This is a genomic window from Streptomyces sp. NPDC059875, assembly GCF_042731085.1.
Lineage (GTDB): Bacteria > Actinomycetota > Actinomycetes > Streptomycetales > Streptomycetaceae > Streptomyces.
The window spans coordinates 76,395-97,126 of sequence record NZ_JBHWJZ010000018.1; the positions used below are offsets into that span (position 1 = coordinate 76,395).

Consider the following 20,732-nt stretch of genomic DNA (forward strand, 5'->3'; position numbering starts at 1 on the left):
CCCTTTCCCCCTCTATGCGCGTAGAAAGAGGCACCACCATGGACGTCATCTCCGTCATCCGCACCAAGCGGGACAAGGGCGAGCTGAGCCCCGAGCAGATCGACTGGGTCATCGACGCCTACACCCGCGGCGAGGTCGCCGACGAGCAGATGTCCGCCCTGGCCATGGCCATCCTGCTCAACGGCATGAACCGCGGCGAGATCGCCCGCTGGACCGCCGCGATGATCGCGAGCGGCGAGCGCATGGACTTCTCCTCGCTGTCCCGCCCCACCTCCGACAAGCACTCCACCGGCGGCGTGGGCGACAAGATCACCCTCCCGCTCGCCCCGCTGGTCGCCGCCTGCGGCGCGGCCGTGCCTCAGCTGTCGGGCCGGGGCCTCGGCCACACGGGCGGCACGCTCGACAAGCTGGAGTCGATCCCGGGGTGGCGCGCGCTGCTCTCCAACGAGGAGATGCTGCACGTCCTCGACACGACCGGCGCGGTGATCTGCGCGGCGGGCGACGGCCTGGCGCCGGCGGACAAGAAGCTCTACGCGCTGCGCGACGTCACCGGCACGGTCGAGGCGATCCCGCTGATCGCCTCCTCGATCATGTCGAAGAAGATCGCCGAGGGCACGGGCTCGCTGGTCCTGGACGTGAAGGTCGGCTCCGGCGCGTTCATGAAGACGATCGAGGACGCCCGTGAACTGGCCTCCACGATGGTCGGCCTCGGCACCGACAGCGGCGTCAAGACGGTCGCCCTCCTCACCGACATGTCGACCCCGCTCGGCCTGACGGCCGGCAACGCCCTCGAGGTCCGCGAGTCGGTCGAGGTCCTGGCGGGCGGCGGCCCGGCGGACGTCGTCGAGCTGACGATCGCGCTGGCCCGCGAGATGCTCGACGCGGCCGGGATCAAGGACGCGGACCCGGCGAAGGCGCTGGCGGACGGCTCGGCGATGGACGTCTGGCGCCGCATGATCCAGGCCCAGGGCGGCGACCCCGACGCGACCCTCCCGGTCGCCCGCGAGCACCAGGTCGTCACCGCCCCGACCTCCGGTGTCCTCACCCGCCTCGACGCCTACGACATCGGCATCGCCGCCTGGCGCCTCGGCGCCGGCCGCGCCCGCAAGGAGGACCCGGTCCAGGCCGGCGCGGGCGTCGAACTCCACGCCAAGCCGGGCGACAAGGTCACGGCGGGCCAGCCCCTGCTGACCCTGCACACGGACACCCCGGAGAAGTTCGACTACGCCCTGAAGTCCCTGGCCGGCGCCTGGGACATCGCGGTCGAGGGCACGGCGTTCACCCCGAACCCGATCGTCCTGGACCGCATCGCCTGATCGTTTGATCGCCATTGGCATGTGCCAGTGGCCCTTTCGGGTGAACGGGACCGGTGGACCTCCGCCGGTCCCGTTCGGCATGCTGGGATCGGTGACGCACCGATAGAGGAGACCGCCATGAGCGCACTCACCGTCGACCACACGGCCCATGGCCGAGAGTGGGACGACCTCGTCCGAATCTGGGAGGAGACGGACGCACCCGAGGGCTGCAAGGTGGAGATCATCGAGGGGATCATCACCGTGTCACCGCCGCCGTCCAACACCCACAACCGGATCGCCGAGAAGGTCCAGCGCCGCCTCTACAGCGTGATCCCGGAGGACTGGGGGATTTACCAGACCCTGGGGACTGCGATTCCCTCGCGGGATAGCCTCTACATTCCGGATCTGGCAGTCGTGCCGGAGGGCATGCTCAGTGAACCGGGCAACTTCGTCCCGGCCGCGGGCGCGGAGCTGGTCGTGGAGGTCACGTCGAAGTCGAACGCGAGCCACGACCGCATCATGAAGGCGGCCGGATATGCCCAGGCGGGCGTACCCCTGTACCTGCTGATCGACTCCTTCGCCCCCGGCGGCCCCACTGTGACCCTCTACGGGGAGCCGAAGGGCGAGGTCTACCGGGTCCTGAGCGCGGTCCCGTTCGGGATGGAGATCCACCTCCCCGCCCCCTTCGACCTCACGATCGACACGCGCACGTTCCCGGTGTAGGCGGCCGGCCCGGCACCACGATCGTCGTCACGCCGGTGTCTCCGATGAGTTCCGGCCGTGGTGCGGGTCTTCCTGGTGTGGACACCAGTCGACCGCTCGTACTGACCCTCGCCGCCCGGGCCACCCCCGAGGAGGTGGCGCGGCTCTGCGCCCTGCTCGAAGGGGCCGTGCCCACCGACGTGATCTGCGACGCCGGCGGACTGGCGCACGCCGACCTCGCCGCCGTCGACGCCCTCGCCCGGATCCGGCTCGCCGCCTTCCGGCACGGCCACCGGCTGCGGTTCCGGGGCGCGGGTCCCGAACTGCGGGCCCTGCTCGCGTTCATGGGCCTCGACGCGGTGATCGACGGTCGCCAGGGCCGACGTTGATCAGCTGTATGCGACGTGATCTCATGAGCGCCGATTGAACAAGGGTGCGATCACGGGGGCTGTCGTCGTCCGTCCGTACCCGATACGGACACCCCCCGGAGGTCCCCCATGACACGCCGTCGGCTGCTGCCCCTCCTCGCTGCCCTGCTGTCGGTCCTGTGGCCCACGTCGCCCGCGAGCGCGGCGGTGACGGCCGACTGCACCGTCCCCGGCGCAGAGACCCGCGGCATCGCCTCGTCGACCTGGGCGGTCACCGGATCAATCGTGCACGAGGGCCGGGCATACGTCGTGAGCCGGGGCCGCAAGCCCGTGGTCCTCGCCGAGTACGACCTCGCACAGAAGCAGGTCGTCCGCGAGACCGTCATCCCGGACGGCCCCGGTGCGGGCGTGATCGAGGGCGGCTACGGCCTCGTGGCGTCCGGCGGCAAGCTGTACATCGGCACGTACGTCGAGGCCGCCCTCTACAGCTACGACCTCGCCACCCACCAGGTCCAGCACCTGAAGACCTTCGGAGGAAGCGGCGACTTCATCTGGAGCCTCGCCGCCGCCCCGGACGGGACGATCTACGCGGGCACCTATGACACCGGCAGGGTGTACGAGTACAAGCCGGCGACCGGCGCGGTCCGGGACTTCGGGGTGCTCGCCACGGGCGAGCGCTACGTGCGCTCCCTCGCCGTCGACGGCACCGACGTCTACGCCGGCCTGCTCGACACCAAGAAGATGGTCGCCATCAACCGGTCCAGCGGCGCCGTCCGCACCCTGGCCCAGGGCGGCACCGGCTTCACCACCGTCTCCGTCGGCCGCACGCGCGTGCGCGGCACCAGCGGCAGCACGCTGTACGACGTGAAGACCGACGGCACCGACCTCAAGACGGTCTCCCTGGGTACGGAGACGGGTGACGCGATGGGCCTGGCCCCCGACTACACCGTCTACCTGTCGACCCGTCCGGACGGCAGGATCTACGAGTACAAGACGGGTTACACGGCCCCGAAGTACCTGGGCACCCCGGTGCCGCAGGACGAGACCCGCGGCCTCTCCCTGAACGGCACCACGCTCACCGGGTTCGCCGGCTTCGGCAAGGTGTGGCAGCTGGACATCACCACCGGACAGTCGGAGTACACCAAGCTCAAGGACGCCGGTCTCAGCGAAGGCGCGGAGCGCCCGCAGTCCATCGTGCGTGCCTCCGACGGCAAGGTCTGGGTCGGCGGTCACTTCATCGTGAACGTCCACGAGACCGACGGCTCCAAGCGCTTCATCGAGATCCCCGGTGAGGCGAAGGCGCTGGTGGAGCGCAACGGGAAGATCTACTCGGCGCTGTACCCCAGCGGCCGCATCATCGCGATCGACCCGGCGACGATCGATCCGGCGACGGGGGAGTACGCGGTCAGTGTCGTCGCCCAGCTGCCCAGCGGTCAGCAGCGGCCGTGGGACATGGAGTACGACGCCGTCCGAGACCGGTTCTTCGTGGCCACCGCACCGCTCGGCACCGGACTGCAGGGCGCGCTGACCGTCTTCACGTTCCCCGAGCCGTCCGCGACGGCGCCGGGGGACCAGCCCGAGTCGTACCCCGTCATCGCCAACGAGAGCCTGATGAGCCTCAGCCTGGACCCCGACGGCAGGACCGTCTACGTGGGCGGTGACGTCCGCGGCGGTGGCGGCGCCCCTTCCACGTCGTGGAACACCGCCGCCAGTGTCGCGGCCTACGACGTCGACCACGTCGCCCCGGACGGCAAGAAGGGGAAGCTCCTGTGGGAGATGGACCCCATGACGGCGGACGGCTACGACACCCTCCAGGACATCACGGTCCACAACGGCGTCCTGTACGGCGTCTACAAGCGCACCCCGACGACCACCAAGCGCTGGTTCGCCATGAACCTGGCCACGCGCCAGATCGTCCACCAGGGCGACCTCCCCGGCTACGGTGAGGTGCAGGTGCACAACGACAAGGTGTTCGCCTCGACCTTCTTCAACGGCGACGTCCACCTGCTGGGCCCCGGCCTGACGCAGGCTCAGCGTCTCGCCACCGCCCTTGACGACGAGTGGTACACCAACCCCCAGCTCGCCTTCGTCCCGGGCACCTGGGAGGCCTGGGGTCTGGTCGGGCGCGACCTCGCCAAGCTGCGGCTGGACCCGTCCTGCCCGCAGGTGACCGGTCCGTACCCCTCCTGAACCGAACGGGCGGGGCCGTCACCGACGGCCCCGCCCCTCGTACGTCCCCCGGGAACGGAAGCGCCTACCCCGCGAGCCGCTCCGGCAGATCGAACAGCGGGAACCACCGCTTGGTGTCCAGGAAGAAGTCCATCCCGCCGACCTTGCCGTCCCGCAGCTCCAGGACGATCAGCGCCCACGGGCTGAAACCGCCCTCCGGGTCCGGGTGGTAGTGCGCGAACGCCGGCGAGCCGTTCGCCACCGTCGGCACCAGCTTCGAGCCGCGGCAGACGTCGCCGACCCCGAGCATCCAGCCCACGATGTCGTCGTGCCCCCGCAGCCACAGGTCGTACGGCGGCATGGACATCGTCGCGTCCTCGTGCAGGAGCGCCGTCAGCGCCTTCATGTCGTACCCCTCGAAGGCGGCGACATAGCGCTCCAGAAGATCCTTCTGCTCCTCGTCCAGCGGGTCCGCCGCGTCCGAGACCGTCGGCTCGTTCTCGGCGATCGTGGCGCGCGCCCGCTGGAGCGCGCTGTTCACCGAGGCGACCGTGGTGTCGAGCAGCTCGGCGACCTCGCTCGCCTTCCAGGCCAGCACCTCGCGCAGGATCAGCACGGCCCGCTGCTTGGGCGGCAGATGCTGCAGTGCGGCGACGAACGCGAGCCGCACGGTCTCGCGGGACACCGCCGTGTCCGCCGGGTCGGCCACCGACGGCAGCACCCGCCCGTCCGGCACCGGCTCCAGCCAGGTGATCTCCGGCCGGGCGTTCAGCTGCGCCTGCGCGACCGGCGTGGCGGCGGTCAGATCCATCGGCCTGGCCCGCCTGTTCCCCGCGTTGAGGGAGTCGAGGCAGACGTTGGTCGCGATGCGGTACAGCCAGGAGCGCAGCGACGAGCGTCCCTCGAAGGAGTCGAAGGACCGCCAGGCACGGACCATCGTGTCCTGCACGGCGTCCTCGGCTTCGAAGGAGGAACCGAGCATCCGGTAGCAGTAACCGGTCAGCTCTGTGCGGTACTTCTCCAGCTGGGAATCCCGGTCCTCGGTCGCCAGGTCACTCATGCGGTCCACCCCACTCGCCCCTCACCGACACCGGTGCTGTGCCGATGAGGGGAAGCTACCGCAGCCCACTGACAGCCGGGGTCAGGTTCCGGGCTTCCGCCCGTAGACGTACACGTCGTCACCGTTCCTGAGCAGGTTCCAGTAGGCCTTGGCGTCGGCCGGACGCATGTTGACGCAGCCGCCCGAACCCGGGGGGTTCCACATGGACTTGGTGGTGGAGTGGAAGGCCTGCCCGCCGTCGAAGAACTGCGAGTACGGCATGGACACGTGGTAGATCGTCGACCAGTGGTTGATGTTCCGCCAGTAGATCTTCTTGGCGCCGGTACGGGTCTCCGTCCCGTCCTTGCCCGTACGGACCGGCACCGGGCCGTACTTCAGCCGGGAGCCGTCCTGGATCCAGGTCAGCTGCCGCGTCAGGTCGACACAGGCGATCCGACCCTTGTTCGTCGGGCACTTGCCGGCCTGGTTGGGGTTCCTGCCGGCCGCCTTCTGCGCCAGCATCGTGCTCATCGTCCGCCAGGTCAGCGGACCGGCGTACCCCATGGTCGGGGTGATGCCGTGCGTGCGCTGGAACGACTGGATGGCCTTGCAGTCGGCGAGCGACTGCCGCCCGTCGACGGTCCGCCCGAGGAACTTCTCCACCTGCTTCTGGTACGGCCCCGTCGTCACGTTGCACGACGCGGCCTGCGCCGTCCCCGCGCCGAGGGCGACCGTCAGCGGCACCACCATCGAGGTGATGCCGAGGACGATCCCGGCCCGCTTCCGTATTCCGTTCATGATCACCAACTCCCCCTTGAGTCCTATGACTTAGGACGACCGGGGGAGTGTTCCGGTTGTACGGATCCGCGAGCGGATCCGGTACGGATTCAGTGCGCCGTACGGAGGTGGATCCGTCGCGCCTCGACCCGGGCGCTGTGGCTGCCGTACAGCGTGATCGACACGACGCCGAGGACCGCGACGAGGCCCAGCAGGACCGTCCCCGCCCAGCCGCCCGAGTGGAAGGCGATCGCGCCGAGCGTGCCGCCCGCGCTGCTGCCGAGGTAGTACGCGGACTGGTAGAGCGCCGATGCCTGCGCGCGGCCGGTCTTCGCGGTACGGCTCACCGAGGAGGAGGCGACCGCGTGCCCGGCGAAGAAGCCGGCCGTGATCAGGACCAGACCGAGCAGCACGGCGGCGACCGTGTCGGCGAGCGAGAGCAACAGGCCGGCGGCCGTCGTGCCGACGGCCAGGTAGAGCGCCCCGCGCCGGCCGAGCCGGCCGACCAGCTTCCCGGCCGCGGCCGAGGAGACCGTGCCGACGAGGTAGACCAGGAAGATCGAGCCGATCACGCCCTGCGGGAGGGAGAACGGGGCCTCGACCAGGCGGTAGCCGATCACCGTGTACACCGCGCCGAACACCGTCATGAACAGCGCGCCGATCGCGTACAGGCGCATCAGCAGCGGGTCGGCGAGGTGGGTGCGGACCGTCGTCGCCAGTGCCTTCGGGTTCAGCGAACCGGGGGTGAAGTGACGGGCCTTCGGGAGGAGGAGACGGAAGACGACCGCGCAGGCCACCGCCATCAGACCGACCGCGAGGAGACCGGCGCGCCAGCCCCACAGCTGGGACGCCCAGCCGGTGACGATCCGGCCGCTCATGCCGCCGATCGAGTTGCCCGCGACGAACAGGCCGATCGCGGCGATCAGCGCCTTCGGCCGTACCTCCTCGGCCAGGAACGCCATGGCGGAGGCGGGCAGGCCCGCGAGCGCCGCGCCCTGGACGGCGCGCAGGGCGACCAGCCACTCCAGGCTCGGGGCGAAGGGGACGAGGAGTCCGACGACGACCGCGACGGCGAGCGAGGCGGTCATCATCGTGCGCCGTCCGAAGCGCTCGGAGAGGGCGCTCAGCGGGAGGACGAGGAGGGCGAGGGCGCCGGTCGCGGCGGAGACCGTCCAGGAGGCCGCGGAGGCGGTGGCGCCGAACTCCGCCGAGATCGCGGGGAGGAGGGCCTGGGTGGAGTAGAGGAGCGCGAAGGCGGCGAGCCCGGCGGCGAAGAGAGCGAAGCTCATGCGGCGGTAGCCGGGGGCACCGGGGGTCAGACGGGTGTCGGCGGCGGCCGTGCTGGTGGCGGCCGCCTTGGTACTGGCGGAAGGCATGCCTCGAACGTAGGACGATCCGTTTCATGCGTCCAATGCACGGAACTGCTGTAATCGTTCCCATGGTGCATGAGTACAGGTCACGGGCGCGGCTGTCACCGAACAGTAACGAAGAAGACATGGGACTGCTGCTCGCGCCACGGCTCGCGTACTTCGCGGCGGTGGCGCGGCACGAGCATGTGACCAGGGCGGCGGCGGAGATGGGCGTCCCCCAGTCCACCCTCTCGCGGGCGATGGTCCGGCTCGAACAGGACCTGGGCGTGGCCCTCTTCGCCCGCAAGGGCCGTACGGTCTCGCTCACCCCGGCGGGCCGCCGCTTCCTCACCTCCGCCGAGCGTGCCCTGGCGGAGGTCGAGCGGGCCGCGGACTCCGTACGCGCGGACGCCGACCCCACCGCGGGCCGGGTCGCGTTCGGATTCCTGCACACGATGGGCTCGGAGACGGTGCCGGGGTTGATCAGGGCCTTCCGGGTGGACCACCCCCGGGTCCGCTTCACCCTCGTCCAGAACTACGGCGAGGCGATGATCGAGCGGCTGCGGGCCGGGGACCTGGACCTGTGCCTGACGTCCCCGGTGCCGGACGCGCCGGACCTGGTGGCGCGCCGCATCGACGAGCAGCGCCTGCGTCTGGTGGTCCCCGACGACCATCGGCTCGCCTCCCGCAAGCGGGTACGGCTCGCGGAGGCCGCGGAGGAGACCTTCGTGACCCTGGAGCCGGGCTACGGGCTCCGCCGCATCACCGACGACCTGTGCGCCGAGGCCGGGTTCAAGCCGCGCGTCGCCTTCGAGGGCGAGGAGGCGGAGACCCTGCGCGGCCTGGTCGCGGCGGGCCTGGGCGTCGCCCTGCTCCCCCCGCCGGCGGTCGCCCGCCCCGGCGTCGTCGAACTCACGGTCACGGCCCCCCGCGCGGTCCGCGAAATCGGCGTCGCCTGGCTCGACGGCCACCCGGACACACCCCCGGTGGCGGCCTTCAAGAAGTTCCTCCTGAGCAAACGCGGCAGCCTCCTGCCGGAGTGACGGCTCCGTCCCCGGGGGCCAGGAACGCAGCCCCCCGGGCCGGCCGGCTGCCTCGCGGGGCGAGTGGCCGCGCTCGGGGGCCCGGGCGCCGCCCCCCTGCTCGCGGCGCGAAGCCGGCGCCCGGCGGGTGTCAGGGGGCGGAGCCCCCGCCTGCCCGCGATCGCCCTGGCGGCGCGAAGCGGCCGCACGTCACGGGTTCGGGGGCGGAGCTCCCGGCCCCCCGGGGCTGGCTGGCTGCCTCGCGGGGCGAGTCGCCGCGCTCGGGGGCCCGGGAGGCCCCGCCCGCCTGCTCGCGGCGCGAAGCCGGCGCCCGGCGGGTGTCAGGGGGCGGAGCCCCCGCCTGCCCGCGATCGCCCTGGCGGCGCGAAGCGGCCGCGCGGCGGGGGTTCGGGGGCGGAGCCCCTGGTCTCGTCAGAGTTTCGGGAAGGGGCGGGGTGGGGGATCCCGCCCCCTACCGCCGCAGCGCGCGGCCGAAGCCCGCCGCGAGCGGCATTCTCAAACCCAGCGGCGGCGGAGCCGCCAGCGCGTCCGCGACCGGGCGGGCGTACGCGTGGGTGAAGAGCGAGCCCAGGACGAAGTCCGAGGCCAGGGCCCGGATTTCGTCGTGGTACTGACGCAGCGCGTGGCCGTCCGAGTGCACCTCGAAGCGGCACGTGTCGCGGTTCGACTTCTTCGCGCGTTCCGCGAGCCGGTACGACAGCTCCGGATCCGTCCGCGCGTCGTTCGTGCCGTGCACGATCAGCACCCGGCGCCCCACCAACTGGCGTACCGGCTCCGGCTCCGCCGCCACGTCGTCCTCCGGCAGCCACGGGGCCAGCGCGAGCACCGCGTCCACCGCCGTGTGCCCGGCCGCCCGCAGCGCGGCCCGCGCGCCCATCCCGTGGCCCACCAGGCAGACCGGGACGTCGCCGTAGCGCCGTACCGCCTCCGCCACCGCCCACGACGCGTCCGCGGCCAACTGGGCGTCCGTGCCGTTCCAGCCGCGCCCCCGGTAGCGCACCACGTGCACCACCAGCCCGTCCCCGCGCCCCGCCGCGGCCAGCCGTCGGCCCAGCGGCAGCAACGCCGCGTGCGCCCGGACCGAGGCGCCCCGCGCGGAGGCCACCTCCCCGTCCGGGAGGAGCAGGACCACACCGCCCACCGCCGTACCGGGGTGCGATGCGCCGACGGGCCGTCCGAGCCGGGGTGTCCGGCTGCCGGCAGTCCCTACGAGTGCGGAGTGCGCCATGGCAGAACAGTCTCAGAAGCCGAGGTGTACGCCATCCGTACGCGCGGTCACTGTTACGTATCGACAAGCGAGTTGAGGAGGGGCGCTCTACGCGCGTAGGGGCTAGAGTGCGCAAATGACGAGCCAGATCCCCAACGTCCCCACCGCGGACCAGATCCGCCGCGCCCCGAAGGTGCTCCTCCACGACCACCTCGACGGCGGACTGCGCCCCGGCACGATCATCGACCTCGCCCTCCAGCAGGGCTACGACAACCTTCCCGAGACCGAGCCCGACAAGCTCGGCATCTGGTTCCGCGAGGCCGCCGACTCCGGCTCGCTGGAGCGCTATCTGGAGACCTTCGCGCACACCTGCGCCGTCATGCAGACCCGCGAGGCCCTCGTCCGGGTCGCCGCCGAGTGCGCGGTCGACCTCGCCGAGGACGGCGTCGTCTACGCCGAGGTGCGCTACGCCCCCGAGCAGCACCTGGAGGCCGGGCTCACCCTCGAGGAGGTCGTCGAGGCCGTCAACGAGGGCTTCCGCGAGGGTGAGCGGCAGGCCAGGGCGAGCGGTCACCGCATCCGCGTCGGCGCGCTGCTGACCGCCATGCGGCACGCCGCCCGCGCCCTGGAGATCGCCGAACTCGCCAACCGTTACCGGGACTCCGGCGTCGTCGGCTTCGACATCGCGGGCGCCGAGGCCGGTTACCCGCCCACCCGCCACCTCGACGCCTTCGAGTACCTCAAGCGGGAGAACAACCACTTCACGATCCACGCCGGCGAGGCCTTCGGCCTGCCGTCCATCTGGCAGGCCCTGCAGTGGTGCGGCGCGGACCGGCTCGGCCACGGCGTCCGCATCATCGACGACATCGAGGTCGCCGAGGACGGTTCGGTGGCGCTCGGCCGGCTCGCCGCGTACGTACGGGACAAGCGCATCCCCCTGGAGATGTGCCCGACCTCCAACCTCCAGACCGGCGCGGCGGCCTCCATCGCGGAGCACCCCATCGGTCTGCTCCGCAAGCTGCACTTCCGGGCGACCGTCAACACCGACAATCGGCTCATGAGCGGGACCAGTATGAGCCGGGAATTCGAGCTCCTGGTCGAGGCATTCGGATACACGCTCGACGACATGGCGTGGTTCACCGTCAATGCGATGAAATCAGCGTTCATTCCTTTCGATGAGCGCCTCGCGATGATCAACGACGTGATCAAGCCCGGATATGCCGAGCTGAAGTCCGAATGGCTGTTCCAGCAGACCGCCGCGACCAGCGGTTCTTCCGCCCAGGCGGAGTGAGGTCGGACCGAGGATGGACTCCGGATGAGGAGTCGGGGCGGTCGGAGGCGTGACCTCCGGCCGCATTTCGGTGTTTGCTCCAGTGTCATGCGATGGCTAGCTTGCAAAGCTGCTTTGCATTCCCGCCCCGCATGTCGCGCATTCCCTGCTTTCCCCGAAGCTCCACCATCCCCAAGATCCTCAAGGATGATTTTCTGATGAAGCAGTCTGCCGCCAAGACGCTCGGTGTCGCCGCTCTCGGTGCCGCTTTCGCCGCTGCCGCCGCCGGCACGGCCACCGCCGCCCCGGCGCTGCCCGCCGCCCCGGACGCGCTCGGCCTGGTCACCTCGACCGTGCCGCTGGGCGACGGCCTCACCGAGCTCCCCGCCGGCGCCGCCGACTCCCTCCTGGGCGGCCAGGCGGCCGTCGACCAGGGTGCCAAGGCCGTGCCGGCCGCCGCCGGTGAGGCCCTGGAGCACGCCCCGCTCGACAGCGCGACCGGCGCCCTCGGCAACACCCCGGTCGGCGGCCTCCTCGGCGGTCTGCCGCTGAACGGTCTGCCGCTGAACGGTCTGCCGATCGGCTGATCACCGCCCCCGTACGCCGATGGGGCGCCCACCCGGACCCGGGTGAGCGCCCCATCGGCGTACGTACGTCCTGTGCCCGTGCCCCTACCAGGCCGTGCTCGCCGACTTCTCCTGCGGGAGCAGCAGCCACAGCGCCAGGTACAGCAGGAACTGCGGACCGGGCAGCAGGCACGAGACGAGGAAGATGACCCGCATGGTGGTGGCCGAGGTGCCGAAGCGCCGTGCCAGCGCTGCGCACACTCCGCCGATCATGCGTCCGTCACGGGGGCGGGCAAGTGCGGCCATGGTGGGCTCCTTCGAGAGGCATCTCCGGGAGCCGCTCCGTCGGGCTCCCTGATGACTCCATGCTCGCCCCGGACCGGGGGACAAAGCGTCGGTCTACGGGGCGATCCCGACCCTGGGAATCGTCGGGGTCGGCCCCTGAGACCCCTCGTCCCGCAGCAGGGCCGAACCCCGGCCCCGCCTGGTCCCCGAGGAGGACCGGCCCGCCCGCGCGTCCCTCCTGCGGCGCAGCCGCGCCCGGCCCGCCGGCACCACCAGCAGATGGGCCAGCGCCACCCCGGCGGTGTTCAGAAGCAGTGAGTCCACGTCCACGACCTGTCCGGGCACGGCGGTCTGCAGCAGCTCGACGGCGAGGGACACCAGTGCCCCGGCGGCGACGGTACGGGCCAGGGACGCCCACGGCGACACGTGGAGCCGGCCGTCGGCCATCGGGAGCAGGACACCGAGCGGGGCCAGGAGCAGCAGCCCCTCGCCGATCCGCCGGAGGGCCTCGGCCGGGCCGAGCACCAGATCCGCCTTGATCCCGGCCAGTGGGGTCAGGTTCGGTGCCGTCACCCAGGCCACGTCGCGTGGGCGGAGCGTCACCCAGGCGACGAGGAGCAGATGCGCGAGGAGGAGGACGAACCCCGCCACGCGGACGACCACGGCGGCACTGCCGCCCGAACCTTGACGCTGCACGCCCCCCAAGACGCGCCCCGTGCCGGAATCGGTTCCGCCGCGCGCACGGTGGCTCGGCTCAGGAGGGCCGAGCGCCCGCACGGCGGCCGGCTCAGGACGCCGACGGCTCCGGCGCGGCCACCGTCGGAGCCGCCGAGCCGGGGCGTTCCCGCAGCTCGTCCGTGCACCGGTAGCGGTGTGGCGGATAGCCGCCGGGACCGCCGAGCACCACCGTGTCTCCGCCCGCGCCGGCCGAGCTCCGCGCGAAGGTGCAGACGATCTGCGCGAGGGCCGTCGGCGTCATGTCCTCCGGCTGCCTGCTGAGGCGCAGCGTGTCCGCGGGATCGCCCTTGTGGCCGCCGGTGACGACCAGCGGCCCCTTCACGGCCGTGGAGAACCCGGCCTCCCGCTCGCTGTCCGACGGCTCGCTCTGCAACTGCGTGAGCAGCGTCGAAGCGATCAGGACCGGGTTCCCGCCGACCTTCTGTTCGGGCAGCGGCGACCTGCGGTCCACCGCCTCCAGCTGCGAAGCACACACCAGGAACACCCGCACCGGCATCCCCGTGGTCTGCGTGGCGACCTCGTCGCCCGACACACTGCACGGCACCCGGGAAGGGGCCGGACCCGCGTCCACGGGCACCGACGTCGTCCGGATCCCGCATCCGGAGGCGAGGGCGGTCACCACCAGGGCGGCGGCCAGCACTCCCGTACGGGCTCCGGTGCGTACTCCCGTACGGACTCCGGTACCGCGAAGCCGTCTCAACTCTCCTCCACTTCGCGCTGCTCGCTGTCCCGCGGAAGGCGCAGCACGAACACCGCGCCGTCGCCGTCCGGCGAGTTCGCGGCGGTGATCGAACCGCCGTGGATCAGCGCGTTCTCCATGGCGATCGACAGCCCCAGACCACTGCCGTCCGAGCGGGGCCGGGACGCGCTCGCCTTGTAGAACCGGTCGAAGACGTGCGGCAGGACCTCCTCCGGGATGCCCGGACCGTGGTCCCGTACCTCGATCACCAGCTCGGGGCCCTCCGTACGGATCGCCACCCGCACCGGCGATCCGCCGTGCTTGAGCGCGTTGCCGATGAGGTTCGCCAGGATGACGTCGAGCCGGCGCGGATCGAGCCGGGCCATGGTCCCGCGCTCGGCGTCCAGCTCCACGGCGTCCAGCCAGGCCCGGGCGTCGATGCACGCGGTGACCTGGTCGGCCACGTCGACGTCGTCGAGGACGAGCCGCGCGGTGCCCGCGTCGAAGCGGGTCACCTCCATCAGGTTCTCCACCAGGTCGTTCAGTCGCCGCGTCTCGCTGACCACGAGCGCCACGGCCGGCGCGATCATCGGGTCCAGGGAGTCCTGCTCGTCCTCCAGGACCTCGGTGACGGCCGTCAGCGCGGTCAGCGGGGTGCGCAGCTCGTGGGACATGTCCGCGACGAAGCGGCGGCTGGACTCCTCCCGCGCGCTCATGTCGTCGACCTTCTTCTGCAAGGACTCCGCGGCGCTGTTGAACGTCCGGGACAGATCGGCCAGTTCGTCCGTGCCGGAGACCCGCAGCCGGGTGTCGAGCTTCCCCTCGCCCAGCTGCCGGGCCGCCTCGCCGAGCCGGTGCACCGGCCGCAGGACGGTCGTGGCGGCGGCCTGCGCGAGCAGCGCGGAGCCGACCAGCGCGAGCGCGGTCGCGATCCCCAGGGACCAGGCGAGCGAGTTCAGATCCGCCCGCTCGGCCTCCAGCGACTTGAACATGTAGCCGGTGGGCCCGCCGCCGTCGATCTTCGTCCCGCCGACCAGGTACGGCGTCTGGCCGCGCTGCGTGCGCTGCCAGAACAGGTGGTAGGGATGGGCGTTGCCCTCCGTGACCGCCCGCTCGGTGTCCACCGCGACCTGCAGCGAGGCCGGTACGTCGGCCAGCGTGAACGTGTCCGGGTTCGAGGCCCCGATGATCGGCTTGCCCGCCGCCCGCTCCCCGAGCAGCAGCACGCTGTAGCCGGCGCTGCCGCTCGCCATCTGCTCGGCCGTGCGCCGCAGGTCCTCCTCGGTGGGGTGCAGCGGCAGCGTCGCGGCCCGGTTCTGCATCTCCTGCCGGAAGTCGTTCAGCGCACCGTCCTGGGTGCGGGTGAGGACCGCCTCGCGGTTCAGCCAGTACGCGATCCCGGAGGCGGACACGGCGGCCGTGAGCGCGACCAGGGCGAAGACGACGACCAGCCTCAGCCGCAGACTGGTGAAGCGCAGTCCTGCGAAAATCCCTCGTCTCACGCAGGGACGTCCAGCCGGTAGCCGACGCCGCGCACGGTGCGGATCAGGGTCGGCGAGGACGGTACGTCCTCCACCTTGGCGCGCAGCCGCTGGACGCAGGCGTCGACCAGACGCGAGTCGCCCAGGTAGTCGTGCTCCCACACCAGGCGCAGCAACTGCTGGCGCGACAGGGCCTGGCCGGGCCGCCGGCTCAGCTCCAGGAGCAGCCGCAGCTCGGTCGGCGTGAGCTGCAGGTCCTCCCCGTTCTTCGTCACCGTCATCGCCGAACGGTCGATGACCAGCGAACCGAACGTCGCCGAGTCGGTGGACTCCCGCTCGCCGCGCCGCAGTACGGCCCGGATGCGGGCGTCGAGGACCCGGCCCTGGACCGGCTTGACGACGTAGTCGTCGGCCCCGGACTCCAGGCCGACCACCACGTCGATGTCGTCGCTTCGCGCGGTCAGCAGGATGATCGGCAGTTGGTCGGTGCGCCGGATGCGCCGGCACACCTCGAAGCCGTCGATCCCGGGCAGCATGACGTCCAGGACGACCAGGTCCGGGCGCTGCTCGCGGAGCAGTTTCAGGCCGTCCTCGCCCGTCGCCGCGGTGGCCACTCGGTGGCCCTGGCGTGACAGGGAGAGCTCGAGGGCCGTGCGGATGGCGTCGTCGTCCTCGATCAGCAACAGGAAAGGCACGGGCGCCATTCTGTCGCATGCGGCCACCTGAGTTCGACTGTGTGGCCGGACCGACCCCTGTGACACGGCTGTGACAGTCGGCGGACACCGCGATGAAGTGGCCCGGGCAAGCTTCTTGGCACAGGGACAGAAACACACTCCAACCGACGGGGGGCGCACGATGAACGCACTGCACAGCACCACCTCAGGCGCAGTTGTCACGCGTCTCCACGATGTCGTCGTGCGGAGCGCGGAGAAGTCCGGCGCGGTGAACGGGCGGGGGTGCGTTCGCAGCGTCGGGCGTCAGCACAAGGCGCCGTACATGGTCGCCGTGGCTGACGGGGGAGCGGCGTACGGGGAGGTCAAGGGGGAGCGGCAGTCGCTGTCGGAGGCGGAGTTCACCGCCTACGTCCAGGAGCGCCGTGCCTCCCTGTACGCCACCGCCTACCACCTGACCGGTGACCGCTTCGAGGCGGAGGACCTGCTCCAGAGCGCGCTGTTCTCGACGTACCGCGCCTGGGACCGGATCAGCGACAAGGCGGCGGTGGGCGGCTACCTGCGCCGCACCATGACGAACCTGCACATCAGCGCGTGGCGCCGGCGGAAGCTCAACGAGTACCCGACGGAGGAGCTGCCGGAGACGGCGGGCGACACGGACGCGATGCGGGGCACGGAGCTGCGCGCGGTCCTCTGGCAGGCGCTGGCCCGTCTGCCGGAGCTCCAGCGCACGATGCTGGTGCTGCGCTACTACGAGGGCCGTACGGATCCGGAGATCGCGGAGATCCTGGACATCAGTGTCGGCACGGTGAAGTCGAGCATCTGGCGCTCCCTGCGCCGGCTGCGCGAGGACGAGGTTCTGAGCTTCGGCCGTGACGAGGAGGAGTCCTTCGGCGAGCTGGTGGCCTGAAGGTACGGGGGGAACAACGGGGGACCGTACGGGGGTACGGGGGAAAAGACGCGGGTCGGACAAGCCGGGGGGGCTTGTACGACCCGCGTCGCGTTTCGCGTTACCGCGCCGCCGGGGTGCGGTGGCGGCCCGCTGCCGCGGCCGCGAGGCGGCCCAGGGCCTCGCCCTTGGCGCAGGGGTGGGCGCCCAGGGCCGTCTGGCGGGCCACGATGGAGCGTTCGGAGCGCATCAGGCGCCAGCCGCGCCGCAGCAGGAACGGGACCGACTTGCGGCCCTCCTTGAGGTCGCGCAGAAGCCGGCGGCGGAACGTCGTCGAGGGGCGGCCCCGCAGGCAGAGCGCGTCGGCGAGCACGTCGAGTTCCTGGCAGCGCTCCACGATCTCCGCCGCGAAGATGCCCTCCGCCACGAACAGCGGTGTCCGTCCGATGTCCAGGGCGTCGTGGCCCACGCGCGCGCTGGTGGCGATGTCGTACACGGGGACGTCCGTACGGCCCGTACGGCACAGCTCCACGATCGCCGCGACGGCGGTGTCCGCGTCCCAGGATTGCGGGGAGTCCCAGTCGATGTCGGCGCTGCCCGCGACGAGCGGGAGCGTCGGGTCGTCGGCCTCCTTGTAGAAGTCGTCGAGGCGCAGGACCGGGAGACCGGTGACGGCGGCGAGGGACGACTTGCCGGAGCCTGAGGGGCCTGCGAGCAGGACGACACGGGTCGGGATCGGTAGGGAACTCACGGGACACCAGTGTGAAGCATTCCCCCGGGCAGGGGACCCCCGAGGGAGGGGGTTGGTATCCAGCATCACACCTCAACTACGCTCGGTGTCTCCGCGATTACTCAACGCTGAAGGACTCTCATGGCGCGTCACAAGCAATCCAGGACCCCCGGCCGCGGCGCCCTGCTGAAGGCCGGGCTGACCGCGACGGCGGCGGGAGCGGCGGTGCTCGGCATGGGCGCCGCGGCGGCGCAGGCGGCTCCGTTGCCGCTGCCGGTCGACTCGCTCGTGGGCAGCGACGCGGCCGCGGCTCTCGGAGCCACCGGCCACGCCGTCGGCCCGCTGACCAGCCTCCAGCTCGACCCGCTGGCGAACACCGGGGTCGACCCGCTGGACAACGGGATCGGCACCCAGGTCGCCGACTTCAAGCCCGTCGGGACGAACCTGGTGACGGACCACGTCACGAAGGGCGGGGCGCTGGACGATCTGCCGGTCGTCGGTCAGGTGACGGGTCTGCTTCCGGCGAACTAGCGGCCCCTTGGCCGGACCCAGGCGCGGTTCGCAGGGGAATCTCCCGTACGAACCAGGCCGCGGCGAAGGCGAGCGCGGCCAGCACGGCCGTTCCCAGGAGCACCCCGTGCAGCCCGCTCGTCACCGCCGCCGCGAACCCCTCCCGTACGGGCTCGGGCAACTCCCTCAGCTGCGCCGGGGTCAGCCGGGTGTCGGCCCCGGCGAGACGGGCGGTGAAGACGGCGCCGAGCATCGCGACGCCGAGCGAGCCGCCGATCGTACGGACGAGGGTGACGGTTCCGGACGCGGCGCCCATGTCGCGCGGGTCCGCGCTGTTCATGGTGATCAGCAGCGTCGACTGCATGAGGAAGCCCATGCCGGCCCCGATGACGAGGGTGAGCGCGGAGGCGGCGGCGGTCGGGGTGTCGACGTCGAGGGCGAGCAGGACGAGCGCGCCGGCGGTCATCAGGGCGCCGCCGAGGATCGGGTAGAGCCGGTAGCGGCCCGTGCGGCCGATGATCCGGCCGGTCGCCAGCTGGACCACGAGCATCCCGAGCATCAGCGGCAGCAGGAGCATGCCGCTCGCCGTGGAGGACTGGCCGCGGGCGAACTGGAGGTACTGCGGCAGGTAGTTCATCGCCGCGAGCATCCCCGCGCCGACGAGGAAGCTGAGGATCTGGGCGAGGGCGAAGTTGCGGCTGCGGAAGAGGCGGGGCGGGATGACCGGCTCCTCGGCCCTGCGCTCGGCGCGTACGAACAGGGCGAGGGTGGCGGCCGAGACCGCGCCCAGGCCCAGGATCTGCGGCGAGGTCCAGGCGTAGGTGGTGCCCGCCCAGCTCGCGAGGAGGGTGAGGGCGAGGATGGTGAGGGTGAGCAGCAGGGCGCCCTGCCAGTCGACGCGGGCGCGGATCCGCTCCGTACGCACCGTGATGCCGAGCCCCACGATCAGCAGGGCGACGAGACCGACGGGGACGTTGACGTAGAACGCCCAGCGCCAGTCGAGGTGATCGGTGAGGAAGCCGCCGAGGAGTGGGCCGCCGACGAACGCGACGGGCAGCATCGCGGCGCTGATGGACTGCACCTTGGCGCTGTCGCGCGGGGCCACGAGAACCCCGATGAGCGCGAACGCGCCGACCATCAGGCCGCCCGCGCCGATGCCCTGGAGCGCCCGGAACGCGATGAGCTGACCCATGGTCTGGGCGAGTCCGGAGAGGACCGAGCCGGCGAGGAAGACGGTCACGGAGGCGAGGTAGCTGCCCTTGCGGCCGTACAGGTCGCCGATCTTGCCCCAGAGGGGGGTGGCGACGGCGGCGGTGAGGAGATAGGAGGTGACCACCCAGGAGAGCCGGTCGAGGCCGCCGAGGTCGCCGACGACGGTGGGGAGCGCGGTGCCGATGACGGTGCCGTCGAGGGTGGCGAGGACGATGCCGAGCATGAGCCCGGAGATCCCGAGGTACGGGATGCGGGTCCGGTCTTCCTGGTTCGTCTGCGGTGTCGTCATGGCTCAGGCCGCGTAGGGCTTCTTGGTGCGGGCCTCGCGCAGGGCCTCGGCCCACCAGGCGAGTTGGTCGAGCATCGACTTGGCGGCGGCGTCGGCGGCCGGGTCGACGGCCTTGCCCTCCTCGTCGAACTGCCCCCAGACACCTTGGAGTCCGACCGCCTCGCGGATGGTGACGGCGTGCAGTTCGGCGAAGACCCCACGCAGGTGCTCGACGGCGCGCAGGCCGGCGGAGAAGCCGCCGTACGCGACGAAGCCGACGGGCTTGGCGCGCCACTCCCTGCCGTGCCAGTCGATGGCGTTCTTCAGGGACGCCGGGTAGCTGTGGTTGTACTCGGGCGTGACGACGACGAAGGCGTCGGCGGCGGCCAGGCGGGGTGAGACGGCGGCGAGGAGTGCGCGGTCCGCCGGGTCGGCGGGGGCCTGGCCGAGCTGCGGGAAGGTCGTGGGCAGCGGGGTCTCGGCGAGGTCGATCAGGTCGACGGCCATGTCCGCGCGGGCGGTGGCGTGCGAGAGCAGCCAGTTCGCGACGACGGGGCCGAGGCGGCCGTCGCGGGTCGAGCCCTGGACGACGGCGAGACGGAGCGGATTCATGGGTCCCCCAGCAGGTGGATGTGTACGGCGTATCCGATCGGTGTACAACGTACACGCGAGTGTGTACAGCGTCCACTCTGCTTACGCTGTACGCGACGAAAGGGAGGCGCCATGGCCAAGAAGGACGAGGAGACACCCGAGGTGTCCCTCTGGGAGCGCCTGGATCGGCCGGCGGCCGCGCCGCGGACCTCCTTGACCCCGCACCGGATCGCGGACGTCGCCATCGGCATCGCCGACCGCGAGGGCTTCGCCGCCGTCACCATGCGGCGGATCGCGACCGAGCTGGGCGTCGCGCCCATGGCCGCGTACCGGCACGTCTCCGGCAAGGACGACCTGTGGGCGCTGATGGTCGACCAGGTCTCGGGCGAGCTGGAGCCGGCGGAGGAGGTGACGGGCTGGCGCGAGACGCTGCGCGCGTACGCCCTGTCGACGCGGGCGACGATGCTGCGTCACCCGTGGCTCGCCCAGCTGCCGGCGCCCCTGTTCGCACTCACCCCGCAGCGGCTGGCCGCGGCGGAGCGCCAGCTGGTGTCACTGGACGGCCTCGGCCTGGACGTCGACACGATGATGGCCGCGTTCCGGGCCGTCAGCGCCTATGTGCAGGGGGCGACCCAGTCGGAGGTGGCGCTGGTCCAGTACATGAAGGAGCAGGGCTGGGAGAGCGGCGACGACACCCGGCGGGGCCTCGCGCCGCAGATGTCGTACCTGATGGAGACGGGCCGCTACCCGACGTACCGCCGCTACACGCGGGGCGCGGCGCGCAAGGACGACGCGGGGTGGCAGTTCGAGACGGGGCTCGAGTGCGTGCTGGACGGGGTGGCCGGGTTGGTGGAGCGGGGCCGGGCATGAAAACGGCCCCCGGGGCACCCGGG

General features: G+C 71.8%; 22 protein-coding genes. 10 read left to right on the forward strand and 12 right to left on the reverse strand.

Going from position 1 to position 20,732, the window contains the following annotated elements:
* The first annotated feature begins 38 nt into the window (after positions 1-38).
* From ACFV9D_RS22410 to ACFV9D_RS22425, 4 genes are all read left to right on the forward strand, one after another.
* Positions 39-1,316 carry a thymidine phosphorylase gene (locus ACFV9D_RS22410; RefSeq protein WP_385148863.1) on the forward strand — a complete coding sequence of 426 codons (1,278 nt, stop codon included), beginning with the start codon at positions 39-41 and terminating at the stop codon, positions 1,314-1,316.
* Positions 1,317-1,433: 117 nt separating this feature from the next.
* Complete coding sequence (locus tag ACFV9D_RS22415) at positions 1,434-2,018, forward strand: Uma2 family endonuclease (RefSeq protein ID WP_385148866.1); 585 nt, start codon at positions 1,434-1,436, stop codon at positions 2,016-2,018.
* Between the two features lie 77 nt (positions 2,019-2,095).
* Complete coding sequence (locus ACFV9D_RS22420) at positions 2,096-2,386, forward strand: STAS domain-containing protein (RefSeq protein ID WP_385148868.1); 291 nt, start codon at positions 2,096-2,098, stop codon at positions 2,384-2,386.
* Between the two features lie 108 nt (positions 2,387-2,494).
* A complete protein-coding gene (locus tag ACFV9D_RS22425; protein ID WP_385148871.1) occupies positions 2,495-4,555 on the forward strand; it encodes a hypothetical protein in 2,061 nt (686 codons plus the stop codon).
* 64 nt (positions 4,556-4,619) lie between these two features.
* Here ACFV9D_RS22425 and ACFV9D_RS22430 read toward each other — a convergent pair whose 3' ends face one another.
* The 3 genes from ACFV9D_RS22430 to ACFV9D_RS22440 form a co-directional block, all read right to left on the reverse strand.
* Complete coding sequence (locus ACFV9D_RS22430) at positions 4,620-5,594, reverse strand: sigma-70 family RNA polymerase sigma factor (protein ID WP_385148874.1); 975 nt, start codon at positions 5,592-5,594, stop codon at positions 4,620-4,622.
* Between the two features lie 81 nt (positions 5,595-5,675).
* Complete coding sequence (locus ACFV9D_RS22435; protein WP_385149105.1) at positions 5,676-6,323, reverse strand: L,D-transpeptidase family protein; 648 nt, start codon at positions 6,321-6,323, stop codon at positions 5,676-5,678.
* A gap of 137 nt (positions 6,324-6,460) precedes the next feature.
* The gene (locus tag ACFV9D_RS22440) at positions 6,461-7,726 is read right to left on the reverse strand and encodes an MFS transporter (protein ID WP_385148877.1); all 1,266 of its coding nucleotides are present in this window, start codon (positions 7,724-7,726) and stop codon (positions 6,461-6,463) included.
* A 62-nt stretch (positions 7,727-7,788) separates the two neighbouring features.
* On the opposite strand from ACFV9D_RS22440, the gene ACFV9D_RS22445 reads away from it, so the two are divergent.
* The gene (locus ACFV9D_RS22445) at positions 7,789-8,742 is read left to right on the forward strand and encodes a LysR family transcriptional regulator (protein WP_385148880.1); all 954 of its coding nucleotides are present in this window, start codon (positions 7,789-7,791) and stop codon (positions 8,740-8,742) included.
* Positions 8,743-9,193: 451 nt separating this feature from the next.
* Here the strand turns inward: ACFV9D_RS22445 and ACFV9D_RS22450 are convergent, their stop codons facing one another.
* A complete protein-coding gene (locus ACFV9D_RS22450; protein WP_385148883.1) occupies positions 9,194-9,970 on the reverse strand; it encodes an alpha/beta hydrolase in 777 nt (258 codons plus the stop codon).
* Positions 9,971-10,085: 115 nt separating this feature from the next.
* On the opposite strand from ACFV9D_RS22450, the gene ACFV9D_RS22455 reads away from it, so the two are divergent.
* Positions 10,086-11,240, forward strand: a complete 1,155-nt coding sequence (locus tag ACFV9D_RS22455) for an adenosine deaminase (RefSeq protein WP_385148885.1) — start codon at positions 10,086-10,088, stop codon at positions 11,238-11,240.
* Positions 11,241-11,437: 197 nt separating this feature from the next.
* Positions 11,438-11,806 carry a hypothetical protein gene (locus tag ACFV9D_RS22460; RefSeq protein WP_385148887.1) on the forward strand — a complete coding sequence of 123 codons (369 nt, stop codon included), beginning with the start codon at positions 11,438-11,440 and terminating at the stop codon, positions 11,804-11,806.
* An 84-nt stretch (positions 11,807-11,890) separates the two neighbouring features.
* On the opposite strand, the gene ACFV9D_RS22465 is transcribed toward ACFV9D_RS22460, so the two are convergent.
* The 5 genes from ACFV9D_RS22465 to afsQ1 all read right to left on the reverse strand — a co-directional run bounded on the left by ACFV9D_RS22465 (position 11,891) and on the right by afsQ1 (position 15,663).
* A complete protein-coding gene (locus ACFV9D_RS22465; protein ID WP_385148890.1) occupies positions 11,891-12,091 on the reverse strand; it encodes a PspC domain-containing protein in 201 nt (66 codons plus the stop codon).
* 93 nt (positions 12,092-12,184) lie between these two features.
* Positions 12,185-12,766, reverse strand: coding sequence for a VanZ family protein (locus ACFV9D_RS22470; protein WP_385148893.1), 582 nt, complete (start codon positions 12,764-12,766; stop codon positions 12,185-12,187).
* A gap of 91 nt (positions 12,767-12,857) precedes the next feature.
* A complete protein-coding gene (locus tag ACFV9D_RS22475) occupies positions 12,858-13,508 on the reverse strand; it encodes a hypothetical protein (RefSeq protein WP_385148896.1) in 651 nt (216 codons plus the stop codon).
* On the reverse strand, positions 13,505-14,989 hold the full coding sequence (locus ACFV9D_RS22480; RefSeq protein ID WP_385148899.1) for an ATP-binding protein: 1,485 nt from the start codon (positions 14,987-14,989) through the stop codon (positions 13,505-13,507). Before ACFV9D_RS22480 ends, ACFV9D_RS22475 begins: the two co-directional genes overlap by 4 nt.
* Positions 14,986-15,663 (reverse strand): two-component system response regulator AfsQ1, encoded by a 678-nt coding sequence (afsQ1, locus tag ACFV9D_RS22485; protein ID WP_175439295.1) that lies wholly within the window; start codon positions 15,661-15,663, stop codon positions 14,986-14,988. The genes ACFV9D_RS22480 and afsQ1 overlap by 4 nt, the downstream gene beginning before the upstream one ends.
* Before the next feature lie 160 nt (positions 15,664-15,823).
* Between afsQ1 and ACFV9D_RS22490 the strand changes: the two genes are divergently transcribed.
* A complete protein-coding gene (locus tag ACFV9D_RS22490; RefSeq protein WP_385148902.1) occupies positions 15,824-16,549 on the forward strand; it encodes a SigE family RNA polymerase sigma factor in 726 nt (241 codons plus the stop codon).
* Positions 16,550-16,649: 100 nt separating this feature from the next.
* On the opposite strand, the gene ACFV9D_RS22495 is transcribed toward ACFV9D_RS22490, so the two are convergent.
* Positions 16,650-17,345: a uridine kinase gene (locus ACFV9D_RS22495; RefSeq protein WP_385148905.1), complete on the reverse strand. Its 696-nt coding sequence runs from the start codon at positions 17,343-17,345 to the stop codon at positions 16,650-16,652.
* Positions 17,346-17,399: 54 nt separating this feature from the next.
* Between ACFV9D_RS22495 and ACFV9D_RS22500 the strand changes: the two genes are divergently transcribed.
* Positions 17,400-17,789, forward strand: coding sequence for a hypothetical protein (locus ACFV9D_RS22500; RefSeq protein WP_385148908.1), 390 nt, complete (start codon positions 17,400-17,402; stop codon positions 17,787-17,789).
* On the opposite strand, the gene ACFV9D_RS22505 is transcribed toward ACFV9D_RS22500, so the two are convergent.
* Together ACFV9D_RS22505 and ACFV9D_RS22510 are read right to left on the reverse strand one after the other, a co-directional pair.
* Entirely contained in the window at positions 17,719-19,269 is a 1,551-nt protein-coding gene (locus ACFV9D_RS22505; protein WP_385148911.1) for an MDR family MFS transporter, read from the reverse strand. The genes ACFV9D_RS22500 and ACFV9D_RS22505 overlap by 71 nt on opposite strands.
* A 3-nt stretch (positions 19,270-19,272) precedes the next feature.
* Entirely contained in the window at positions 19,273-19,860 is a 588-nt protein-coding gene (locus ACFV9D_RS22510) for an NADPH-dependent FMN reductase (protein WP_385148914.1), read from the reverse strand.
* A gap of 111 nt (positions 19,861-19,971) precedes the next feature.
* On the opposite strand from ACFV9D_RS22510, the gene ACFV9D_RS22515 reads away from it, so the two are divergent.
* Positions 19,972-20,709 carry a TetR/AcrR family transcriptional regulator gene (locus ACFV9D_RS22515; protein ID WP_385148917.1) on the forward strand — a complete coding sequence of 246 codons (738 nt, stop codon included), beginning with the start codon at positions 19,972-19,974 and terminating at the stop codon, positions 20,707-20,709.
* The last annotated feature ends 23 nt before the right edge of the window (positions 20,710-20,732 follow it).